This window comes from Alsobacter sp. R-9 (genome assembly GCF_054612375.1).
In genome coordinates, this window is the sequence record NZ_JBTSWJ010000015.1 from 20159 (window position 1) to 36309 (window position 16151).

At 70.7% G+C, this 16151-nt stretch carries 16 protein-coding genes; 4 read left to right on the top strand and 12 right to left on the bottom strand.

The features are described from left to right. Positions 1 to 47: 47 nt before the first annotated feature. A complete protein-coding gene (gene phbB / locus ACX9GQ_RS20695; protein ID WP_459631492.1) occupies positions 48 to 773 on the bottom strand; it encodes an acetoacetyl-CoA reductase in 726 nt (241 codons plus the stop codon). Positions 774 to 872: 99 nt separating this feature from the next. Further along, positions 873 to 2048, bottom strand: a complete 1176-nt coding sequence (locus ACX9GQ_RS20700; protein WP_459631493.1) for an acetyl-CoA C-acetyltransferase — start codon at positions 2046 to 2048, stop codon at positions 873 to 875. 253 nt (positions 2049 to 2301) lie between these two features. On the opposite strand from ACX9GQ_RS20700, the gene phaR reads away from it, so the two are divergent. After that, the gene (gene phaR / locus ACX9GQ_RS20705) at positions 2302 to 2898 is read left to right on the top strand and encodes a polyhydroxyalkanoate synthesis repressor PhaR (protein ID WP_459631494.1); all 597 of its coding nucleotides are present in this window, start codon (positions 2302 to 2304) and stop codon (positions 2896 to 2898) included. Positions 2899 to 2911: 13 nt separating this feature from the next. Here phaR and ACX9GQ_RS20710 read toward each other — a convergent pair whose 3' ends face one another. From ACX9GQ_RS20710 to mtgA, 3 genes are all read right to left on the bottom strand, one after another. Next, positions 2912 to 4639, bottom strand: a complete 1728-nt coding sequence (locus ACX9GQ_RS20710; RefSeq protein WP_459631495.1) for an EAL domain-containing protein — start codon at positions 4637 to 4639, stop codon at positions 2912 to 2914. A 462-nt stretch (positions 4640 to 5101) separates the two neighbouring features. Continuing rightward, a complete protein-coding gene (gene rpmF / locus ACX9GQ_RS20715) occupies positions 5102 to 5287 on the bottom strand; it encodes a 50S ribosomal protein L32 (protein WP_459631496.1) in 186 nt (61 codons plus the stop codon). 125 nt (positions 5288 to 5412) lie between these two features. Further along, complete coding sequence (mtgA, locus tag ACX9GQ_RS20720) at positions 5413 to 6132, bottom strand: monofunctional biosynthetic peptidoglycan transglycosylase (RefSeq protein WP_459631497.1); 720 nt, start codon at positions 6130 to 6132, stop codon at positions 5413 to 5415. A 72-nt stretch (positions 6133 to 6204) separates the two neighbouring features. Between mtgA and ACX9GQ_RS20725 the strand changes: the two genes are divergently transcribed. Both ACX9GQ_RS20725 and ACX9GQ_RS20730 read left to right on the top strand, forming a co-directional pair. After that, positions 6205 to 7143 (top strand): polyprenyl synthetase family protein, encoded by a 939-nt coding sequence (locus ACX9GQ_RS20725; protein WP_459631498.1) that lies wholly within the window; start codon positions 6205 to 6207, stop codon positions 7141 to 7143. After that, complete coding sequence (locus ACX9GQ_RS20730) at positions 7140 to 8222, top strand: PLP-dependent cysteine synthase family protein (protein ID WP_459631499.1); 1083 nt, start codon at positions 7140 to 7142, stop codon at positions 8220 to 8222. Before ACX9GQ_RS20725 ends, ACX9GQ_RS20730 begins: the two co-directional genes overlap by 4 nt. Positions 8223 to 8228: 6 nt before the next feature. On the opposite strand, the gene ispG is transcribed toward ACX9GQ_RS20730, so the two are convergent. The 5 genes from ispG to ACX9GQ_RS20755 form a co-directional block, all read right to left on the bottom strand. Then, the gene (ispG, locus tag ACX9GQ_RS20735; protein WP_459631500.1) at positions 8229 to 9500 is read right to left on the bottom strand and encodes a flavodoxin-dependent (E)-4-hydroxy-3-methylbut-2-enyl-diphosphate synthase; all 1272 of its coding nucleotides are present in this window, start codon (positions 9498 to 9500) and stop codon (positions 8229 to 8231) included. 23 nt (positions 9501 to 9523) lie between these two features. After that, positions 9524 to 10099 (bottom strand): Fur family transcriptional regulator, encoded by a 576-nt coding sequence (locus ACX9GQ_RS20740; protein WP_459631501.1) that lies wholly within the window; start codon positions 10097 to 10099, stop codon positions 9524 to 9526. Between the two features lie 70 nt (positions 10100 to 10169). Further along, positions 10170 to 10832, bottom strand: a complete 663-nt coding sequence (locus ACX9GQ_RS20745; protein ID WP_459631502.1) for a class I SAM-dependent methyltransferase — start codon at positions 10830 to 10832, stop codon at positions 10170 to 10172. Next, a complete protein-coding gene (locus tag ACX9GQ_RS20750; protein ID WP_459631503.1) occupies positions 10829 to 11671 on the bottom strand; it encodes a CHAD domain-containing protein in 843 nt (280 codons plus the stop codon). Before ACX9GQ_RS20750 ends, ACX9GQ_RS20745 begins: the two co-directional genes overlap by 4 nt. A 65-nt stretch (positions 11672 to 11736) precedes the next feature. After that, complete coding sequence (locus ACX9GQ_RS20755) at positions 11737 to 11955, bottom strand: hypothetical protein (protein WP_459631504.1); 219 nt, start codon at positions 11953 to 11955, stop codon at positions 11737 to 11739. Positions 11956 to 12118: 163 nt separating this feature from the next. Here ACX9GQ_RS20755 and ACX9GQ_RS20760 point away from each other — a divergent pair, with 163 nt between their 5' ends. Further along, positions 12119 to 12697 (top strand): HdeD family acid-resistance protein, encoded by a 579-nt coding sequence (locus ACX9GQ_RS20760; protein ID WP_459631505.1) that lies wholly within the window; start codon positions 12119 to 12121, stop codon positions 12695 to 12697. A 127-nt stretch (positions 12698 to 12824) separates the two neighbouring features. On the opposite strand, the gene ACX9GQ_RS20765 is transcribed toward ACX9GQ_RS20760, so the two are convergent. Together ACX9GQ_RS20765 and ACX9GQ_RS20770 are read right to left on the bottom strand one after the other, a co-directional pair. Then, positions 12825 to 13898, bottom strand: a complete 1074-nt coding sequence (locus ACX9GQ_RS20765; RefSeq protein WP_459631598.1) for an ABC transporter ATP-binding protein — start codon at positions 13896 to 13898, stop codon at positions 12825 to 12827. 37 nt (positions 13899 to 13935) lie between these two features. Next, the gene (locus tag ACX9GQ_RS20770) at positions 13936 to 16140 is read right to left on the bottom strand and encodes an ABC transporter permease (protein WP_459631506.1); all 2205 of its coding nucleotides are present in this window, start codon (positions 16138 to 16140) and stop codon (positions 13936 to 13938) included. Between the last annotated feature and the right edge of the window lie 11 nt (positions 16141 to 16151).

Below are 16151 nucleotides of genomic sequence, written 5' to 3' on the forward strand. Positions count from 1 at the left end.
AACTCAATGAAGGCCGCGGCTCATCAGCCGCGGCCTTCATGTTTGGCTTAAGCCATGTACTGGCCGCCGTTGATCGACAGGGTCGAACCCGTGATCCAGGCCGCCTCGTCGCTGGCGAGATAGACCACCGCCGCGGCGATCTCCTCCGCCTCGCCGAGGCGCCCGATGGGGATCTGCGGCAGGATCTTGGTCTTCAGGACCTCCTCCGGCACCGCCTGCACCATCTCCGTGGCCACGTAGCCGGGGGCGATGACGTTGACGGTGATGCCCTTCGTCGCGTTCTCCTGCGCGAGAGCCTTCGAGAAGCCGATGACCCCGGCCTTGGCGGCGGAATAGTTGGTCTGGCCCATCTGGCCCTTCTGCCCGTTGACGGACGAGATGGTGATGATGCGCCCGAAGCCGCGACTGCGCATGCCATCGATGACCGGGCGGGTCATCGTGAACATGCTGTCGAGGTTGGTTGCGAGCACCGCCCTCCACTGGTCGAACGTCATCTTCTGGAAGAAGCCGTCACGCGTGATGCCCGCGTTGTTGACGAGCACGTCGACGGGGCCGAGTTCCGCCTCGACCTGCTTCAGGCCGGCGGCGCAGGCGTCGGGGTTCGACACGTCCCACTTGAAAACGGCGATGCCCGTCTCGGCCTTGAACTTCTGCGCGGCCTCGTCGTTGCCGGCATAGTTCGCCGCCACCTTGTAGCCCTTCGCGGCGAGCGCCCTGGAGATGGCGGCGCCGATGCCCCGCGTGCCACCCGTGACGACTGCAACCCGTGCCATGCGTTCCCCCGTCGTTGCGTCTGGTTCGTTGAGAAGTGATGCCTGAGCCGCCGGCAAGGCGGCCGGCGCCGCGCACGGGGCGCGACGCCGTGCAGCCTGTCAGCGCTCGACCGTGAGCGCGATGCCCATGCCGCCGCCGATGCACAGCGTGGCGAGGCCCTTCTTCGCGCCGCGGCGCTTCATCTCGTGCAGCAGCGTGGTGAACACGCGGGCGCCGGACGCACCGATCGGGTGGCCGATCGCGATGGCACCGCCGTTGACGTTGACCTTGGAGGTGTCCCAGCCGAGGTCCTTGTTCACGGCGATCGCCTGCGCGGCGAAGGCCTCGTTGGCCTCGATCAGGTCGAGGTCGTTGACGCTCCAGCCCGCCTTCTCCAGCGCCTTCCGCGACGCCGGGATCGGGCCCGTGCCCATGATGGCGGGGTCGACGCCGGCGGTGGCCCACGAGGCGATCCGCGCCAGAGGGGTCAATCCGCGGCGCGCCGCCTCGGCGGCGGTCATCAGCACGACGGCGGCCGCGCCGTCATTGATGCCCGACGCGTTGCCGGCGGTCACCGTGCCGTCCTTCGAGAAGGCAGGCCGCAGCTTGGCCACGGCATCCATGGTGGTGCCGTGGCGGATGTACTCGTCCTGGTCGACGATGACGTCGCCCTTGCGGCCGGGGACGGTCACCGGGACGATCTCCTCCGCAAAACGGCCGGCCTTCTGCGCGGCCTCCGCCTTGTTCTGCGACGCCACGGCGAAGGCATCCTGCTCCTCGCGCGTGATCTGCCAGCGGGTGGCCACGTTCTCGGCCGTGTTGCCCATGTGGTAGCCGTGGAAGGCGTCGAGCAGGCCGTCGCGGAGCATGGAGTCCTGGAACTTCATGTCGCCCATCTTCGTGCCGTTGCGCAGGTGCGCGACGTGCTGGGACTGCGACATGCTCTCCTGGCCGCCGGCGACGATCACCTTGGCGTCGCCGTTTGCGATCTGCTGCAGCCCGATGGCGACGGCACGCAGGCCCGAGCCGCAGAGCTGGTTCAGGCCCCACGCCGTCTTCTCCTGCGGGATGCCGGCCTTGATCGCCGCCTGGCGCGCCGGGTTCTGGCCCTGGCCCGCCGCGAGGATCTGGCCGAGGATCACCTCGTCCACCTCGTCGGGCTGGATGCCGGCGCGCTCGACCGCGGCCTTCACCGCGACGGCGCCCAGCTCGTGCGCCGCGAGCGACGACAGCGCTCCGTTGAACGAGCCGACGGCGGTGCGTGCAGCGCTGACGACGACGATGTCCGTGGCCATGGGCAGGATCCTCCGGTTTGGGTCGGGCGCCATGTTGCGGTGCAATGTCCGCCGGACACCCTCGGTTCGTTGCGATCTTTCTGCTGCCATTCGCCCAGCGTCAAGCCGCCGGAACGCTCGTGCTTCTCAGCCTTTGGTTTCGTCTCCTGCCCACTTCGTGACCAAAGTCGGAGGAATCGGGTTTTCGCGCTGCCACAAAAACGATAGGGTCGCGCCGAAAACCTCGGCACAGACGAGCGCCCCGGATCGGTTCATGGCCACAGAGAAGCAGCCCACGATCATCAAGAAGTACGCCAACCGGCGCCTGTACCACACCGGGACCAGCACCTACGTCACGCTCGACGACCTCGCGACGATGGTCAAGAACGGCGAGGACTTCGTCGTGTACGATGCCAAGTCGGGAGAGGACATCACGCGTCCGGTACTGGCGCAGATCATCTTCGAGCAGGAGGCCAAGGAAGGGCAGAACCTGCTGCCGATCACCGTGCTGCGCCAGCTCATCCGCTACTACGGCGACAGCATGCAGGCGCTGGTGCCGCGCTACCTCGAGTTCTCCATCGAGACGCTGGCCCAGAACCAGCAGAAGTTCCGCGACCAGCTGAACTCCACCTTCGGCGCCAACCCCTTCGGAAACGCGGCGCTGCACGCGATGGACGAGCAGGTGCAGAAGAACATGGCGATGTTCCGCGACGCCCTGCGGATGTTCACGCCCTTCCCGCTGGACGAGAGCAAGGGCGAGACGACGGAGGCGCCGGCGAAGCCCGCCTCCGACAAGCCGGCGGAGATCGACGAGCTGAAGCGTCAGCTGACCGAGGTCCAGAAGCGGCTCGACAAGCTCTCCGGCGACTGAGCGGGACGGACGCTCAGGAATCCGTCCCGGTACGCGGCGTGGATTGCCGCGGGGACGCCTCGCACTCGTCGAACAGTTCGCCCTGCAGGTAGTGGACGCCCCAGTCCGCGAGCAGTCGTGCCGCGGCCTCGTCGTTCACCCATTCGGCGACCACCTCCGCCCCTAGGTGACGGGCAAGGTCGAGGAGCGTGCGGACGAAGAAGCGATCGTCGCTGGAACGGGCGACGTTCTGCACGAAGGCTCCGTCGATCTTGATCATGTCCACGCCGAGGTGGCGCAGATGCCGGAACGACGTGTGCCCGGCCCCGAAGTCGTCGATCGCCACGCGCACGCCGAGATCCTTCACCTGCGCGACGCGGATGCGTGTCGTCTCCATGTCGTGGATGAAGCAGGTCTCGGTGAGCTCGACGATCAGCCGGCGGGCTAGCGAGGGCCGCGGCGCGGCGAGCGCGGTCAGCGTTGCGATCCACTCCGGGTGCACGACGCTGGTCGGCGACACGTTGACCGACATCACCAGCCGCGGGTCCGCCTCCAGTTCGGCGGCCGCGAGTTCCAGCACCCGCTGGTCCAGCATGGGCATGAAGCCGAGCTTCTCGACCATCGGCACGACGAACGCCGCCGGAAGGAGCGTGCCGTCCGTGGACCGGATCCGGAGCAGCGCCTCGCGGAACACGACCGCTCGCGTGCGCGCATCAACCACGGGCTGTTGCGCGATGCAGACCCGGCGGTCGTTCAGGGCCGAGATCACCTCGTCCGAGAGCCGCCGGTTGGACATGCGGCGCTCGGCCTTGCGCCGGTCCGGCGCGAAGATCACCACGTCCGACGTCGGCGACGCCTTGGCGTCGGCGAGCGCATCCTCGGCATGCGCCAGGGCGTCGGTGGCCGTCTGGCCGTGACGCGGCAGCAGCACGGCGCCGAGACGGACGGACAGGGACACGGCGCCCCCGCTGGTCGGCGCGGGCCCCTGCCGGACGCTGGCCACGAAGCGCTGCGTCGCGACGGGAAGCTGCTCCTCCGTGCAACCCATCAGGACCACCGCGAGCTTGCTGCCCGCATAACGGGCGATAACGTCCCCGCGCCGCATGACCGCCCGCAGCCTGCGCGCCGTCTCCGCGATCGACTCGTCGGCGACGTCGAAGCCATAGGCCTCGTTGATCCCTGCGAGCCCGTCGATGCCGACGAGCACCAGCGCCATGGAACTGTGGGCCCGGCGGGCCCGGGTGATCTCGTCGGCGAGAAGATCGATCAGAGCGGTGCGGCTGAGGGCGCCCGTGAGCGGATCCTGCTGCGGGGCCTGGGACCCGGCACCGGCCGCGCCGGCTGGCAGAACGCGGACGACGCCATGCACGCGCGCCGGCTTCCCGTCGGGTCCGGCGAACCAGCGTCCCGTATCCTCGATCTGCAGCACGACCCCGCCGGGGGCGGTGAAGGCATAGCGGGTCTGGAAGGCGACGCCGTGCCCGAGATCCCGCCCGTCACCGCGCATCACGGCATCGTAGCGGGACACGCCGGTGTCGTGGCGGATGAGGCGGGCGTAGGCCCGACCGGAGGCGATGGCGTCTGTCGAACCCGTCCTGAGGATCGCCGGAGCCTGGTGGCTCCACGAGAGGCGGTCGGAGGGCACGTCCCAGTCGTAGACGGCCTCGCCGATGGACCCCAGCACGGCGCGCAGGTCGTGCGGGAACGGCCGGTGGTCGGAGCGGCCCCTGATGGCCGTTCCCTCGGCCGCTGCATCCGTCATGTCCGCTGGCTCCCGCCTCTTCACGGCGGCCGGACCGGGGCGCTCCGCCCCGTTCTGAGACCGCATCGACCCCGGAGTGTGCCGAAACGATGCGTTCACCGCGGTTAAGGAGCGGTTAAGGGCGGCACGGAGCTTGCGACGGGATGGCAACCTTCCGTTAAGGTCTGACGACGCCCCGCCATGACACACGAGACGCCCCAGTCGACACCCGGAACCGCCCTCGTCTCACTCGCGGGGTCGCCGGAACGCGATGCGGGGTCCCGCCATGCGCTGCCGCGGCCTGACGCGGGCTTCGTGACGCAGCTTCTCGCGACGCGGGCGCAACTGCCCGACCACCGCGCCAAACGGCGCGCGGCGCCCGAAGTGGGCGCCGCGGCATATCGCTGGTCCGGAAATCTCGGAACGATGTCAGCCGTCGCAGGGCGGTCCGGCGTGGACGCCTGAGCGGACGGCGCGGAGGCCTCAGGCCTCCGACTTCACCTTCAGCACCTGCCGGCCGCGGTACATGCCGGTCTTCAGGTCGATGTGGTGCGGACGGCGCAGCTCGCCCGAATCCTTGTCCTCGACGTAGGTCGGCTGCTTCAGGGCGTCGGCGGACCGGCGCATGCCGCGCTTGGACGGCGAGGTCTTTCTCTTCGGAACGGCCATGGAACTCTCCGGTGACAGGCGGCAGGGCGAAGGACGAGCGTAAGCCGTCGGCGGCCGCCGCGAATTCGAAGCCGGGTCCATACAGCAAGACGCGGCCGAACGCCAGTCGTGCCGCCGCCTTTTTCTCACCCGAGGCACTTGAGCCAGGGCGCGGCATCGTTCGCGCGCACCATGACGATCGCCGCGAGCCGCGCGTGGCCGCGTGTCGGTCGCGACGCCGAACGCCGCACCGGATTGGGAAGCGCAGTGGCGAGCAGGGCGGCCTCCCGCGGCGTGAGACTTGCCGCCGGCTTACCAAAGGCGGCGCGCGACGCCGCCTCCACGCCGAAGATCCCCGGGCCCCACTCGGCGATGTTGAGGTAGATCTCCAGCACCCGCCGCTTCGACAGCGCGAGGTCGAGCCACAGCGCGAGCGGAATCTCAAGACCCTTGCGCACGTACGACCGCGACGGCCAGAGGAAGAGGTTCTTGGCGACCTGCATCGTGATGGTCGAGGCTCCGCGGCTCGGCGAGCCGTCCTCCGCGTCCTCGATCACCTCGCGCAGGGCGTCCCAGTCGACGCCGCCGTGCTGGCAGTAGCGTGCGTCCTCCGACATCAGGACGGACGCCACCAGCCGCGGCGAGATCGCCTCGAAAGGCACCCATCGCCGGTCGACGGGTTGCAGGGTCACGGTGCGTCCGACCATCAGCGTGGAGACGGGCGGGACGAATGCCCACAGCGCGGTGAGCGCCGCCACCAGAGCGAGCGCCGCCGCCACGCTCCAGCCGGCGATGCGGGCGAGGCGCCGCACCCAGCGACTGACGCCGCCGCCCCGCCTTCCGCCCGAACCCTCGCGCGACGCCATGGCCCGAGCCTTGACCGAATGGGGGCGATAGGGCAAGCGGGACGGATGCCCCCGTTGGGGATGGAGACCCGCATGGGCAATCCCACGTCCGGCGACATCGAGGCCCGGCTCACGGCCTGCGCCAGCGCCGTCGAAGCGATGCTCGACCGCCTGCTGTCGCCGCAGCCGCTGGCGGGCGAGATCGCCCGGCCCGTGCGGCTCCTCGACGCCATGCGCTATGCCGCGCTCGGCGGCGGCAAGCGGCTCCGCCCCTTCCTAGTCGTGGAGAGCGCGCGGATGCTTGACGCGGAGGGCGACGGCCCGCTGCGCGCCGCCTGCGCGCTGGAGATGGTGCACTGCTATTCGCTCGTGCACGACGACCTGCCGTCGATGGACGACGACGACCTGCGGCGCGGCCGCCCGACCCTGCACCGGCACATGGACGAGGCGGCTGCGATCCTCGCGGGCGACAGCCTGCTGACCTACGCCTTCGACGTCATGGCCGACCCTCTCACCCATCCCGACCCCGGCGCCCGGGCCGACCTCGTGCTCGGCCTGGCGCGCGCCGCCGGCCTCGGCGGCATGGCGGGCGGCCAGATGCTCGACCTCGAGGCGGAGGGCCGCTACGCCGCCGGGGTTCCGCTCGCACTCGGGCAGGCGGACATCGTCCGGCTGCAGGCGATGAAGACGGGCGCCCTCCTCGCCTATGCGGCCGAGGCCGGCGCCGTCGCCGCGAGCGCACCCCGCGCCGTCCGTGCCGCGCTGCTCGCCTACGGCAAGGCGCTCGGCGCCGCCTTCCAGGTCGCCGACGACATCCTTGACGTCGAGGCATCGCCCGAAGCGATGGGCAAGGCGACCGGCAAGGACGCGGGCCGCGGCAAGGCCACGCTCGTCGGGCTGCTCGGGCTCGACGGCGCCCGCGCTGAACGGGACCGGCTGGCAGCGGCGGCCATGGCGGCGCTCGCCGCCTTCGGCCCCGAGGCCGACACGCTGCGCCAGGCCGCCCGCTTCGCCGCCGAGCGCCGGTCGTGACGGGCAAGTCCACGTCCTCGTGGGTGCGGGAGGCGGTCGCGGCCATCGCCGCGGACTTCAACCGCTCCGCCGACACCCACCTCATCCGGCTCGATCTGCCCTGCCTTGCTGGCATCGATCTCTACCTGAAGGACGAGTCGACCCACCCGTCCGGCAGCCTCAAGCACCGCCTCGCCCGGTCGCTGTTCCTCTACGGGCTGTGCAACGGCTGGATCGGACCTCAGACCGTCATCGTCGAATCCTCGTCGGGATCCACGGCGATCTCCGAGGCCTACTTCGCCCGGCTGCTCGGCCTGCGCTTCATCGCCGTCGTGCCCGATAGCACGGCGCCGGAGAAGATCAGGGCCATCGAATTCTACGGCGGCGAGTGCCGCCGCGTTCCGGCCGGGTCGATCTACGCCGAGGCGCGTGACCTCGCCCGCAACCTCGGCGGCCACTACATGGACCAGTTCACCTACGCCGAGCGGGCGACGGACTGGCGCGGCAACAACAACATCGCCGAGTCGATCTTCGCCCAGATGGCCCGGGAGCGACATCCCGTGCCGCGCTGGGTCGTCGTCAGCGCCGGCACGGGCGGCACCTCCTCCACGATCGGGCGCTTCATCCGCTACCACGGCAATCTCTCCGGCACGACGCAGCTGTGCGTCGTCGATCCGGAGCACTCCGTCTTCGCCGACTACTTCGAGACCGGCGACGCCACCCTGACGTCGCCCCGCCCGTCGCGCATCGAGGGCATCGGCCGCCCGCGGGTGGAGCCGTCCTTCCTGCGCACCGTCGTCGACCGCATGATCCGGGTGCCGGACGCCGCGTCGCTCGCCACCGTCCACTGGCTCGAGGGCATGATGGGCCGCAAGTGCGGCGGCTCCACGGGAACCAATCTCTGGGGCGCCCTGCGCCTCGCCGAGGAGATGCTGGCGCGTGACGAAACGGGCAGCATCGTCACGCTGATCTGCGACCCCGGCGAGCGCTACCTCAAGAGCTACTTCGACGACGCCTGGATCGCCGCACAGGGCATCGACACGGCGCCGTGGCGCGAGGCGCTGGACGGCTTCTGCCGCACGGGTCGCTTGACGCCCTGACGGGGCTCAGCGCGCCCCCGCGCCGTAGCGTGTCTCGATGTAGGTGCGCACCATGTCCTTGAAGTCGGCGGCCAGCGTCGGGCCACGCAGCGTCGCCGCCTTCTTCCCGTCGATGAACACCGGCGCGGTCGGGGCCTCGCCCGTGCCGGGCAGCGAGATGCCGATGTCCGCGTGCTTGGACTCGCCCGGTCCGTTCACGATGCAGCCCATGACGGCGACGTTGAGCGACTCGACGCCCGGATAGGTCTTCTTCCAGTCCGGCATGGAGGTGGAGATCCAGTCCTGGATGTCGCGTGCCAGTTCCTGGAACACGGTCGAGGTCGTCCGCCCGCAACCCGGGCAGGCGGCAACCAGCGGCACGAAGGTGCGGAAGCCCATGGTCTGCAGCAGTTCCTGCGCGACCTTCACCTCCAGCGTGCGGTCGCCGCCGGGCTCCGGCGTCAGCGACACCCGGATCGTGTCGCCGATGCCCTCCTGCAGCAGGATGCCCATGGCGGCCGACGAGGCGACGATGCCCTTCGAACCCATCCCGGCCTCGGTGAGGCCGAGGTGGATGGCGTAGTCCGAGCGCTGCGCCAGCATGCGGTAGACGGCGATCAGGTCCTGCACCGCCGACACCTTGGCGGAGAGGATGATGCGGTTGCGCGGGAGGCCGATCTCCTCGGCCCGCACGGCCGACAGCAGGGCCGACTGCACCATCGCCTCGCGGGTCACCGCGCGGGCGTCTAGAGGCGCGGCGCTGCGCGCATTGACGTCCATCAGGTGCGTCAGCAACTCCTGATCGAGAGAACCCCAGTTTGCCCCGATACGCACGGCCTTGTCGTGGCGGATCGCCATCTCGACGATGGCGGAGAACTGGCGGTCCTTCTTGTCCTTGAAGCCGACGTTGCCGGGGTTGATCCGGTACTTCGCCAGCGCCTCGGCGCAGGCAGGATGGTCGGCGAGCAGCTTGTGGCCGATGTAGTGGAAGTCGCCGACGAGTGGCACGGCAACGCCCATGCGGTCGAGGCGCTCGCGGATGTGCGGCACCGCCGCCGCCGCCTCGTCGCGGTCGACCGTGATGCGGACCAGCTCGGATCCCGCCCGCGCCAGTTGCGCCACCTGCCGGACGGTCGACTCGATGTCGGCCGTGTCGGTGTTCGTCATCGACTGCACGACCACCGGCGCGCCGCCGCCCACGATCACGGAGCCGACGGCGACGGGGACGGTCCGATGCCGCTCCGCCGGCCCCGAGGCGACGGGGGCGGGGAGACAGTCGGTGGGCAGGGGGGCGTTCATGGCGGTCGTCCGGGAGGGTGGGATCAGTCGGTACAGTGGGCGCAGCGGCCGGCGAGCTCGATCACGCGGGCCCGCGGCCGGAAGGCATGGGCGCCGGCGAGCTCGGCCAGCGCCGCCGAGAGACCGTCGGACACCGCCTCGTCGACGCCGCCGCAGCTCTCGCAGATCATGAAGACGACGAGTTCGCCCGGCTCGTGGTGGAAGGGGCACGCAATGAAGGCGTTGCGGCTCTCCAGCCGGTGGGCGAACCCGTGCTCGAGCAGGAAGTCCAGCGCCCGGTAGACCGTGACCGGCGCATGCTTCTTCTCGCCGCCCTCCGCCAGCACGTCGATGAGCTCGTAGGCGCTGGCGGGCCTGTGACTGGCGTAGAGCGCCTCCAGCACCTGCCGGCGGATGGGCGTCAGCTTGAGCTTCTGCGCGCCGCAGCGCCGCTCGACCTCGGCCAGCGCGACGGGAACCTGCGCGGCCCGGTCGTGGGCATGCGCGCAGGGAGCCGCTGCCCCGCCGTGGTCGTGGCCGTGGCAGGCGTGGCCGTGAGGGCCGTGCCCATGCGAGGAGGGCCCGCCGGGGCCAAGCCGGTGAGCCCGTTCCGATGCCATGCGTCGCTCCTGCATCGTCGGATCGCCGTGGTTCTAGCATGCCCCCCGCTGCCGTGCACGGGGAACCCCGTCACGGGGCAGGCGCGCGGAAACGCCACACGGTGGTGCGCTTCGTCTCGGAATCCTCGAGCTCGCGCGTCGTCGGGACGATGTAGGTCGCGACAGCGTCCATCAGGTCTCGACGCAGGTAGGAACGCCCGGGGTCTCCCACCAGCACCGCCGCGCCACGGGCTGCCAGCCGGCCCAGCCACCCCGCGACGCGGTCCGCCATGTCGCGCTCGTAGAAGACGTCGCCGGCCAGCACGACGTCCCACCCCCGGTCCTCGCCGATCACGTCGGCAAGCTCTGCCTCCAGCGAAACCCCGTTCGCGGCCGCGTTGAGGTGGGCCGCCGTCACCGCGAAGGCGTCGATGTCGGTTGCGGTCACCGAGGCTGCGCCGGCCTTCGCGGCGGCGATGCCGGCCAGCCCCGAGCCGGTCGCGAAGTCGAGGACGCGCGCACCCCGCACGAGGTCCGGATGGTCGAGCAGATGGCGGGCGATGGCCTGCCCGCCGGCCCACGCGAAGGCCCAGAACGGCGGCGGCAGGCCGATCTCGCCCAGTTCCTCCTCGGTGCGGCTCCACAAGGGCGTTGCCTCGTCGGCTAAGTGCAGGACGATCTCCGGTGCGTGCGGCACCGGGATGAGCCGCGTGTGAAGCCGGATGAACGACCCGGGGTCGGCGATGCCCGTCAAGTCCGGGCCTCGGCCAAGGCACGCGCAAGTCGGCTCGCGACCCGCGAGGGCGAAGGCGGGAAGGCCCTGCGAAGCCGCCGGTCCGCCTCGGCCTCCAGGGCGGCCATCCGCCGGTCGATCCCGCGCAGGGCCGGTCTCCTTCCCTTCCCATCCTTCGCAACCGAGGCGGTGACGACCTCCCGCAGCATCGCGAGATCATGGTGCTCGCCCAGCACGTCACGCAGCCTGTCGAGGCGTCGCACCCGGCGGCCAGGCTGCTTGCCCGCGAGGTCGCGAAGTCCCGCCAGTTGCAGTTGGGCCCTGACGGTCAGCGTGCGGGCGTCATGAATGACTTCGGGATCGGCGGCCTTCAGCGCCTGGACGAGGCGACGCCGCGCCTTCGCCAGCCGGCGGGAGACGTGGGCCACGACCATCTCGGGGTCGACGTCGCTCTCGAGGGACGCGAGCCGCCGCCGCACGCCGGCGATCCGGGGGTGCGGGTGCGGTGCAGCCTCGAGACGCCGGGCCTCCGCCTCGCGCTCGCGTGCGACTCCGTTCAGCAGACGCCGTGCGGACCGACTGCCGGATCGCAGGGCCGCTGCCTTTGCCGTGGCCGCGACGACCCGCAGGTCGCGTGCCGGAGCCAGGGAGCGGGCGAGCGCCTTGAGGTCCGCGTCGGCACGGCTGGTGTCGCCGGGCAACAGCCGAAGGAGGGCCCGCAGCACCTTTATTGCGCGCCGCGCCTCGTGGACCGATCGGTGTCGGGGGATGCCGGCGTCGTCAAGCCGCGCCGCGGCGGCGTCGAGCAGCCGCCGCATGTCGATCCGTGCTGCCGCCGGAGCGGAATGACGCTGCAGCATGTGGGGACGTGTCCGATGGGCGACACCCCATCAAACCACGGCCGCGGCCGGAAGGGAACGTGAGGTCAGTACCGCCCGTCTGCCGTATCGTGCCACAGGCCGAGGCCTGCCCTGAACAGGGGCCTTGCAGCGGGCCGGGACCGCTGCGGCGTCTGCGGCGGTCGCCCTGCGGGAACCGGCCTTGCCGTCTGCACCCGGTACGCGGCGTCGGTCGCCAGGCAGCGGCGCAGCAGCGCCAGGCCGCGCGGGTCGGTCTCGAGGCAGGCAGCAGAGAGAAACGGCATCCTGGTCACCTTCGGCGGAACAACCACCACCATGATTCATGGCGGGGCATTTGGTTCCCGGATGGGCGACACCTTGGCGGCATTTCGGCATTGTCGCAGCAGGCTCTGGCCAAGCCGGCCCCGGACGGCGATAGTCCGCGGACACGATCCGAGGCCAGCCGCCATGTCTGAACCGATCCAGAGCTCCCTTCCCCCGGAACCGGCGACGCCGCCGCCCGCCACGAACTGGCAGTGGCCCCTGGGGCTGGGTGCGCTGCTGATCGTCCTTGCGGCGACGTGCTTCTACAAGGTGCTATTCGGCGGATCCGACAACCCGATCCTGATCGGCCTGTTCATGATCGTCGGCGGCGTGGCCGAGGGTCTGCTCGCCGTCTTCGGCCGCGCGTGGCGGGAGTTCGTCAGCGACCTCGCCCCCGCGCTGCTCTACGTCATTGTCGGGGTCGTCATCGTCGCCGAGCCGCTCACCGGATCGTTCTGGCTGACGCTCGTGCTCACGGCAGCCTTCGTCACCGGGGCGGTGTTCCGCATCGCGGCGTGGTTCCGGGACCGGCCGCTGCACGGCTGGTCCATGCTGGGCGTCGCCGCGGCCGTGAGCGCGCTCGTCTGGCTGGTGCTGGTCTGGACGTGGCCCCGCTCGGGCATCTGGGTGCTCGGCAGCGTGGCCGGCGTTGGCCTTGCGGTCACGGGCTGGTGGTGGATCCGCCGGGGTCTCGACGCCCGGGCGGCACACGAGGAGCTGTGATGTGCGATTTCGCACATCACGAACGGACAGCCGAGGCTAGGGTCTGTTCATTCGAGGCCGGCACGCCCGGCCTTTGACCCCGACCCTCGACTTCAAGCCCCGCCAGCAACCCCCGGCGGGGCTTTTTTCATGCGCGCTCGGGCGGGAGCACGACGATGCCGTCGCCTCCGAAATCCAGCCATACGGCCGATCCGACCGGGCGCTCGTCGGCACGGCCGCGGTCGACCACGAAGAGATCCCCCACCGCGGTCGAGATCGTGTACTCCCGCTGCCGGCCGAGATAAGCGGCCTTGGCGACCTGGCCCTCCAGCCCCTGAGCCACCGCCACCGACGACAGCGCCGCCGCGTCCGGCCGGATCGCCAGCTTGACCGGGCCGCGCGGCGCGCCGCGGCGGGGCAGGTCCATTTGCAGCGGCCCGAGGCGGACGAGGCCCCGCTCGCCGCGCTCCTCCACCACCTCGGCGTCGATGACGTTGGCATCGCCGATGAAGTCGGCGACGAAGAGGTTCGCGGGCTCCTCGTAGAGCTCGCGGGGTGTGCCGCGCTGGGCGATGCGCGCGTTGGACATCACGATGATCCTGTCGGAGACGGCCAGCGCCTCCTCCTGGTCGTGGGTGACGTAGGCGACGGTCAGGTTCAGCTTGAGCTGCAGCTCGCGGATTTCCTCGCGCACGCGCCGGCGCAGCTTGGCGTCGAGGTTCGACAGCGGCTCGTCGAACAGCAGCACCTGCGGCTCCAGCACGAGCGCACGCGCCACCGCGACGCGCTGCTGCTGGCCGCCCGAGAGCTCGGAGGGCGCCCGCTTCTCGAGGCCGGAGAGGCCGACGAGGGCGAGTTTCTCCGCCGCCATCTGCTGCGCCTGCTGGCGCGGGAGGCCCTGCACGCTCGGCCCGTAGGCGACGTTCTCCAGCACGTTCATGTGCGGGAACAGGGCGTAGGACTGGAACACCATGCTGACGTCCCGGTCGGCCGCCGAAAGCCGGGTGACGTCGCGGTCGCCGATGCGGATGGAACCGGACGTCGCCATCTCGAGCCCGGCGATGAGACGCAGTGTGGTCGTCTTTCCGCAGCCCGACGGGCCGAGCAGCGTGACCAGCGTCCCCGGCTCGATGACGAAGGAGACGTCGTCGACGGCCGTCACCGAGCCATAGGCCTTGGTGACGTTGCGGAACTCGACCGATGCCGGCGCCTTGGCCATCAGCGGCCCTCCCCTGTCGTCGCACGCGCGGGTTGCATGTTCATCCTCCCGCCGCCACGGGCATCGACGGCGCGCCGCGCCTCCCGAGCCGACGCTCGCCGACGAGGAGCTCGATCAGCAGGATCGCCGCCAGCATCACCACGATGAGCGCCGAGGAATAGGCGATGGCGAGGCCGAACTCGCCGGCCTCGACGCGACCGACGATGTAGGTCGTCGCCATGTTGTACTTGGCGGAGACGAGGAAGATCACCGCGCTCACCGCCGTCATGGCACGCACGAACGAATAGACCAGCGCCGCCACCACCGCCGGGCGCAGCAGCGGCAGCAGGATGCGGCGCACGGTCGTCGCCGAGCGGGCCCCGAGCGTCAGCGACGCCTCGTCGAGCGACTTGTCGATCTGGCTCAGCGTCGCGATGCCGGCGCGCACGCCGACCGGCATGTTCCGGAACACGAAGCAGATGACGAGGATGAGGGCGGTGCCGGTGATCTCGAAGGGGGGCACGTTGAACGCCAGGATGTAGCTGACGCCGACGACGGTGCCCGGGATCGCGAAGCTCAGGAGCGTCGCGAACTCGAAGGCGCCCTTGCCGCCGAAGCGGTTGCGGGTCAGCAGCCAGCCGGTCAGCAGGCCGATCGCGGCCGTCACGGGTGCCGCCATGCCGGCCACATACACGGTGGCGAAGAAGCTGTCCCAGGCGCTGCCGGCGAAGCGCAGGCCGTCGCTCGTGTCGATCCGGAAGGCGGTGATGTAGTGCGCCAGCGTCGGCGTGTAGTCGCGCCCGAGGCTCTTCACGAAGCCGCCGACGATGATCAGGGCATAGACCACCGCCGTGAACAGCGCCCACGGCAGCGCGATGGCGTAGGCGAGCCACGCGACACGCCGCGGCAGCGGCGCGGGCAGCCCGCTGTCGCCCTTGCCCGTCACGGTCGTGTACGTCTTCTTGCCGAGCCAGACCTGCTGCAGCCAGAACGCGCCGAGCGTGAAGACGAGCAGCACGATCGACAGCACGGCGGCGCGCCCTTCGTCCGTCGCCGCGCCGACGACGGCGAAGAAGATCTTGGTCGACAGCACCTCGAAATTGCCGCCCAGCACGAGCGGGTTGCCGAAGTCGGCGAGGCTCTCGACGAAGCCGAGCAGGAAGGCGTTGGCGAGACCCGGGCGCATCAGTGGCAGCGTCACCGTGCGGAAGGTCGTCCACCGGTTGGCGCGCAGCGTCTGCGAGGCCTCCTCGAGCGAGGGACTGATGCCCTGCACCACGCCGACGAGCACGAGGAACGCGATGGGCGTGAAGGCCAGAAGTTGTGCGATCAGGACGCCCGGCAGGCCGTAGATCCAGCGCGAGCGGGGAACGTCGAACCACTCGAACAGCACGTTGGAGACGACGCCGGACCGGCCGAAGAGCAGGATCAGCGCGAGGCCGATGACGAAGGGCGGCGTGATGATCGGCAGGATCGAGAGGACGCGCAGCGCCTTCTTGCCCTTGAAACCGGACCGCGTGGCGATGAGTGCGAAGGCGAGCCCCAGCGCCGTGCTGCCGAAGCCGACCAGCACCCCGAGCAGCAGCGTGTTCCAGGCGACGCCGCAGCGCAGCGGGCCGTAGAGGCAGTCGAGCCCCCAGATCGAGCGGTCGGCGAGCTTGGTGAGGAACAGCCCCGGCACGAAGCTGCCGTCGTTGTCCCGCACGGCGCTGATGAGCACCTTCGAGATCGGGAAGAAGACGAACAGCGCGACCAGCGACACCACGACGCCGATCGAGGTGACGACGAAGACGTCGCCCCGGCACCACCCGGCCTCGGCGAGGCCGCGGCACAGGATGAGGAGGAAGACCGACAGGACGACGCTGGCGCCGAGGCCGAAGCCCGCCTGCGACGGCCCGGGCGTGCCGGCGAGCGTGGCGAGCCAGCCCCAAGACCAGCCCTTGAGGCCGATCCCGAAGCCCTGCCCGAGCGTGACGAAGAGGCCGAGGGCCCCGGCGGCCACGAGAAGCCGCCAGCGCCCCGGCGCGTCGCGAGGCTGAAGCACCGCGAGAAGCGTGAGCCCCAGCGGCAGGAGGATGGGAAGCAGCCACCAGGCGCCGCGGAAGCCCAGCACGAGGGCCGGGCCCGCGGCTCCCGATGGCCAGGAGCCGAGGGCAGGAGCGCCCCCGGAGAAATCGAGCCAGTACCAGGGCAGCAGGCAGTAGGCGGCGAGCGCGAGCAGCGCCAGCGGGAGGGCCTCGGCCCGTCCCGCATTCTGGTGTCGCATGGTCGCCCCCG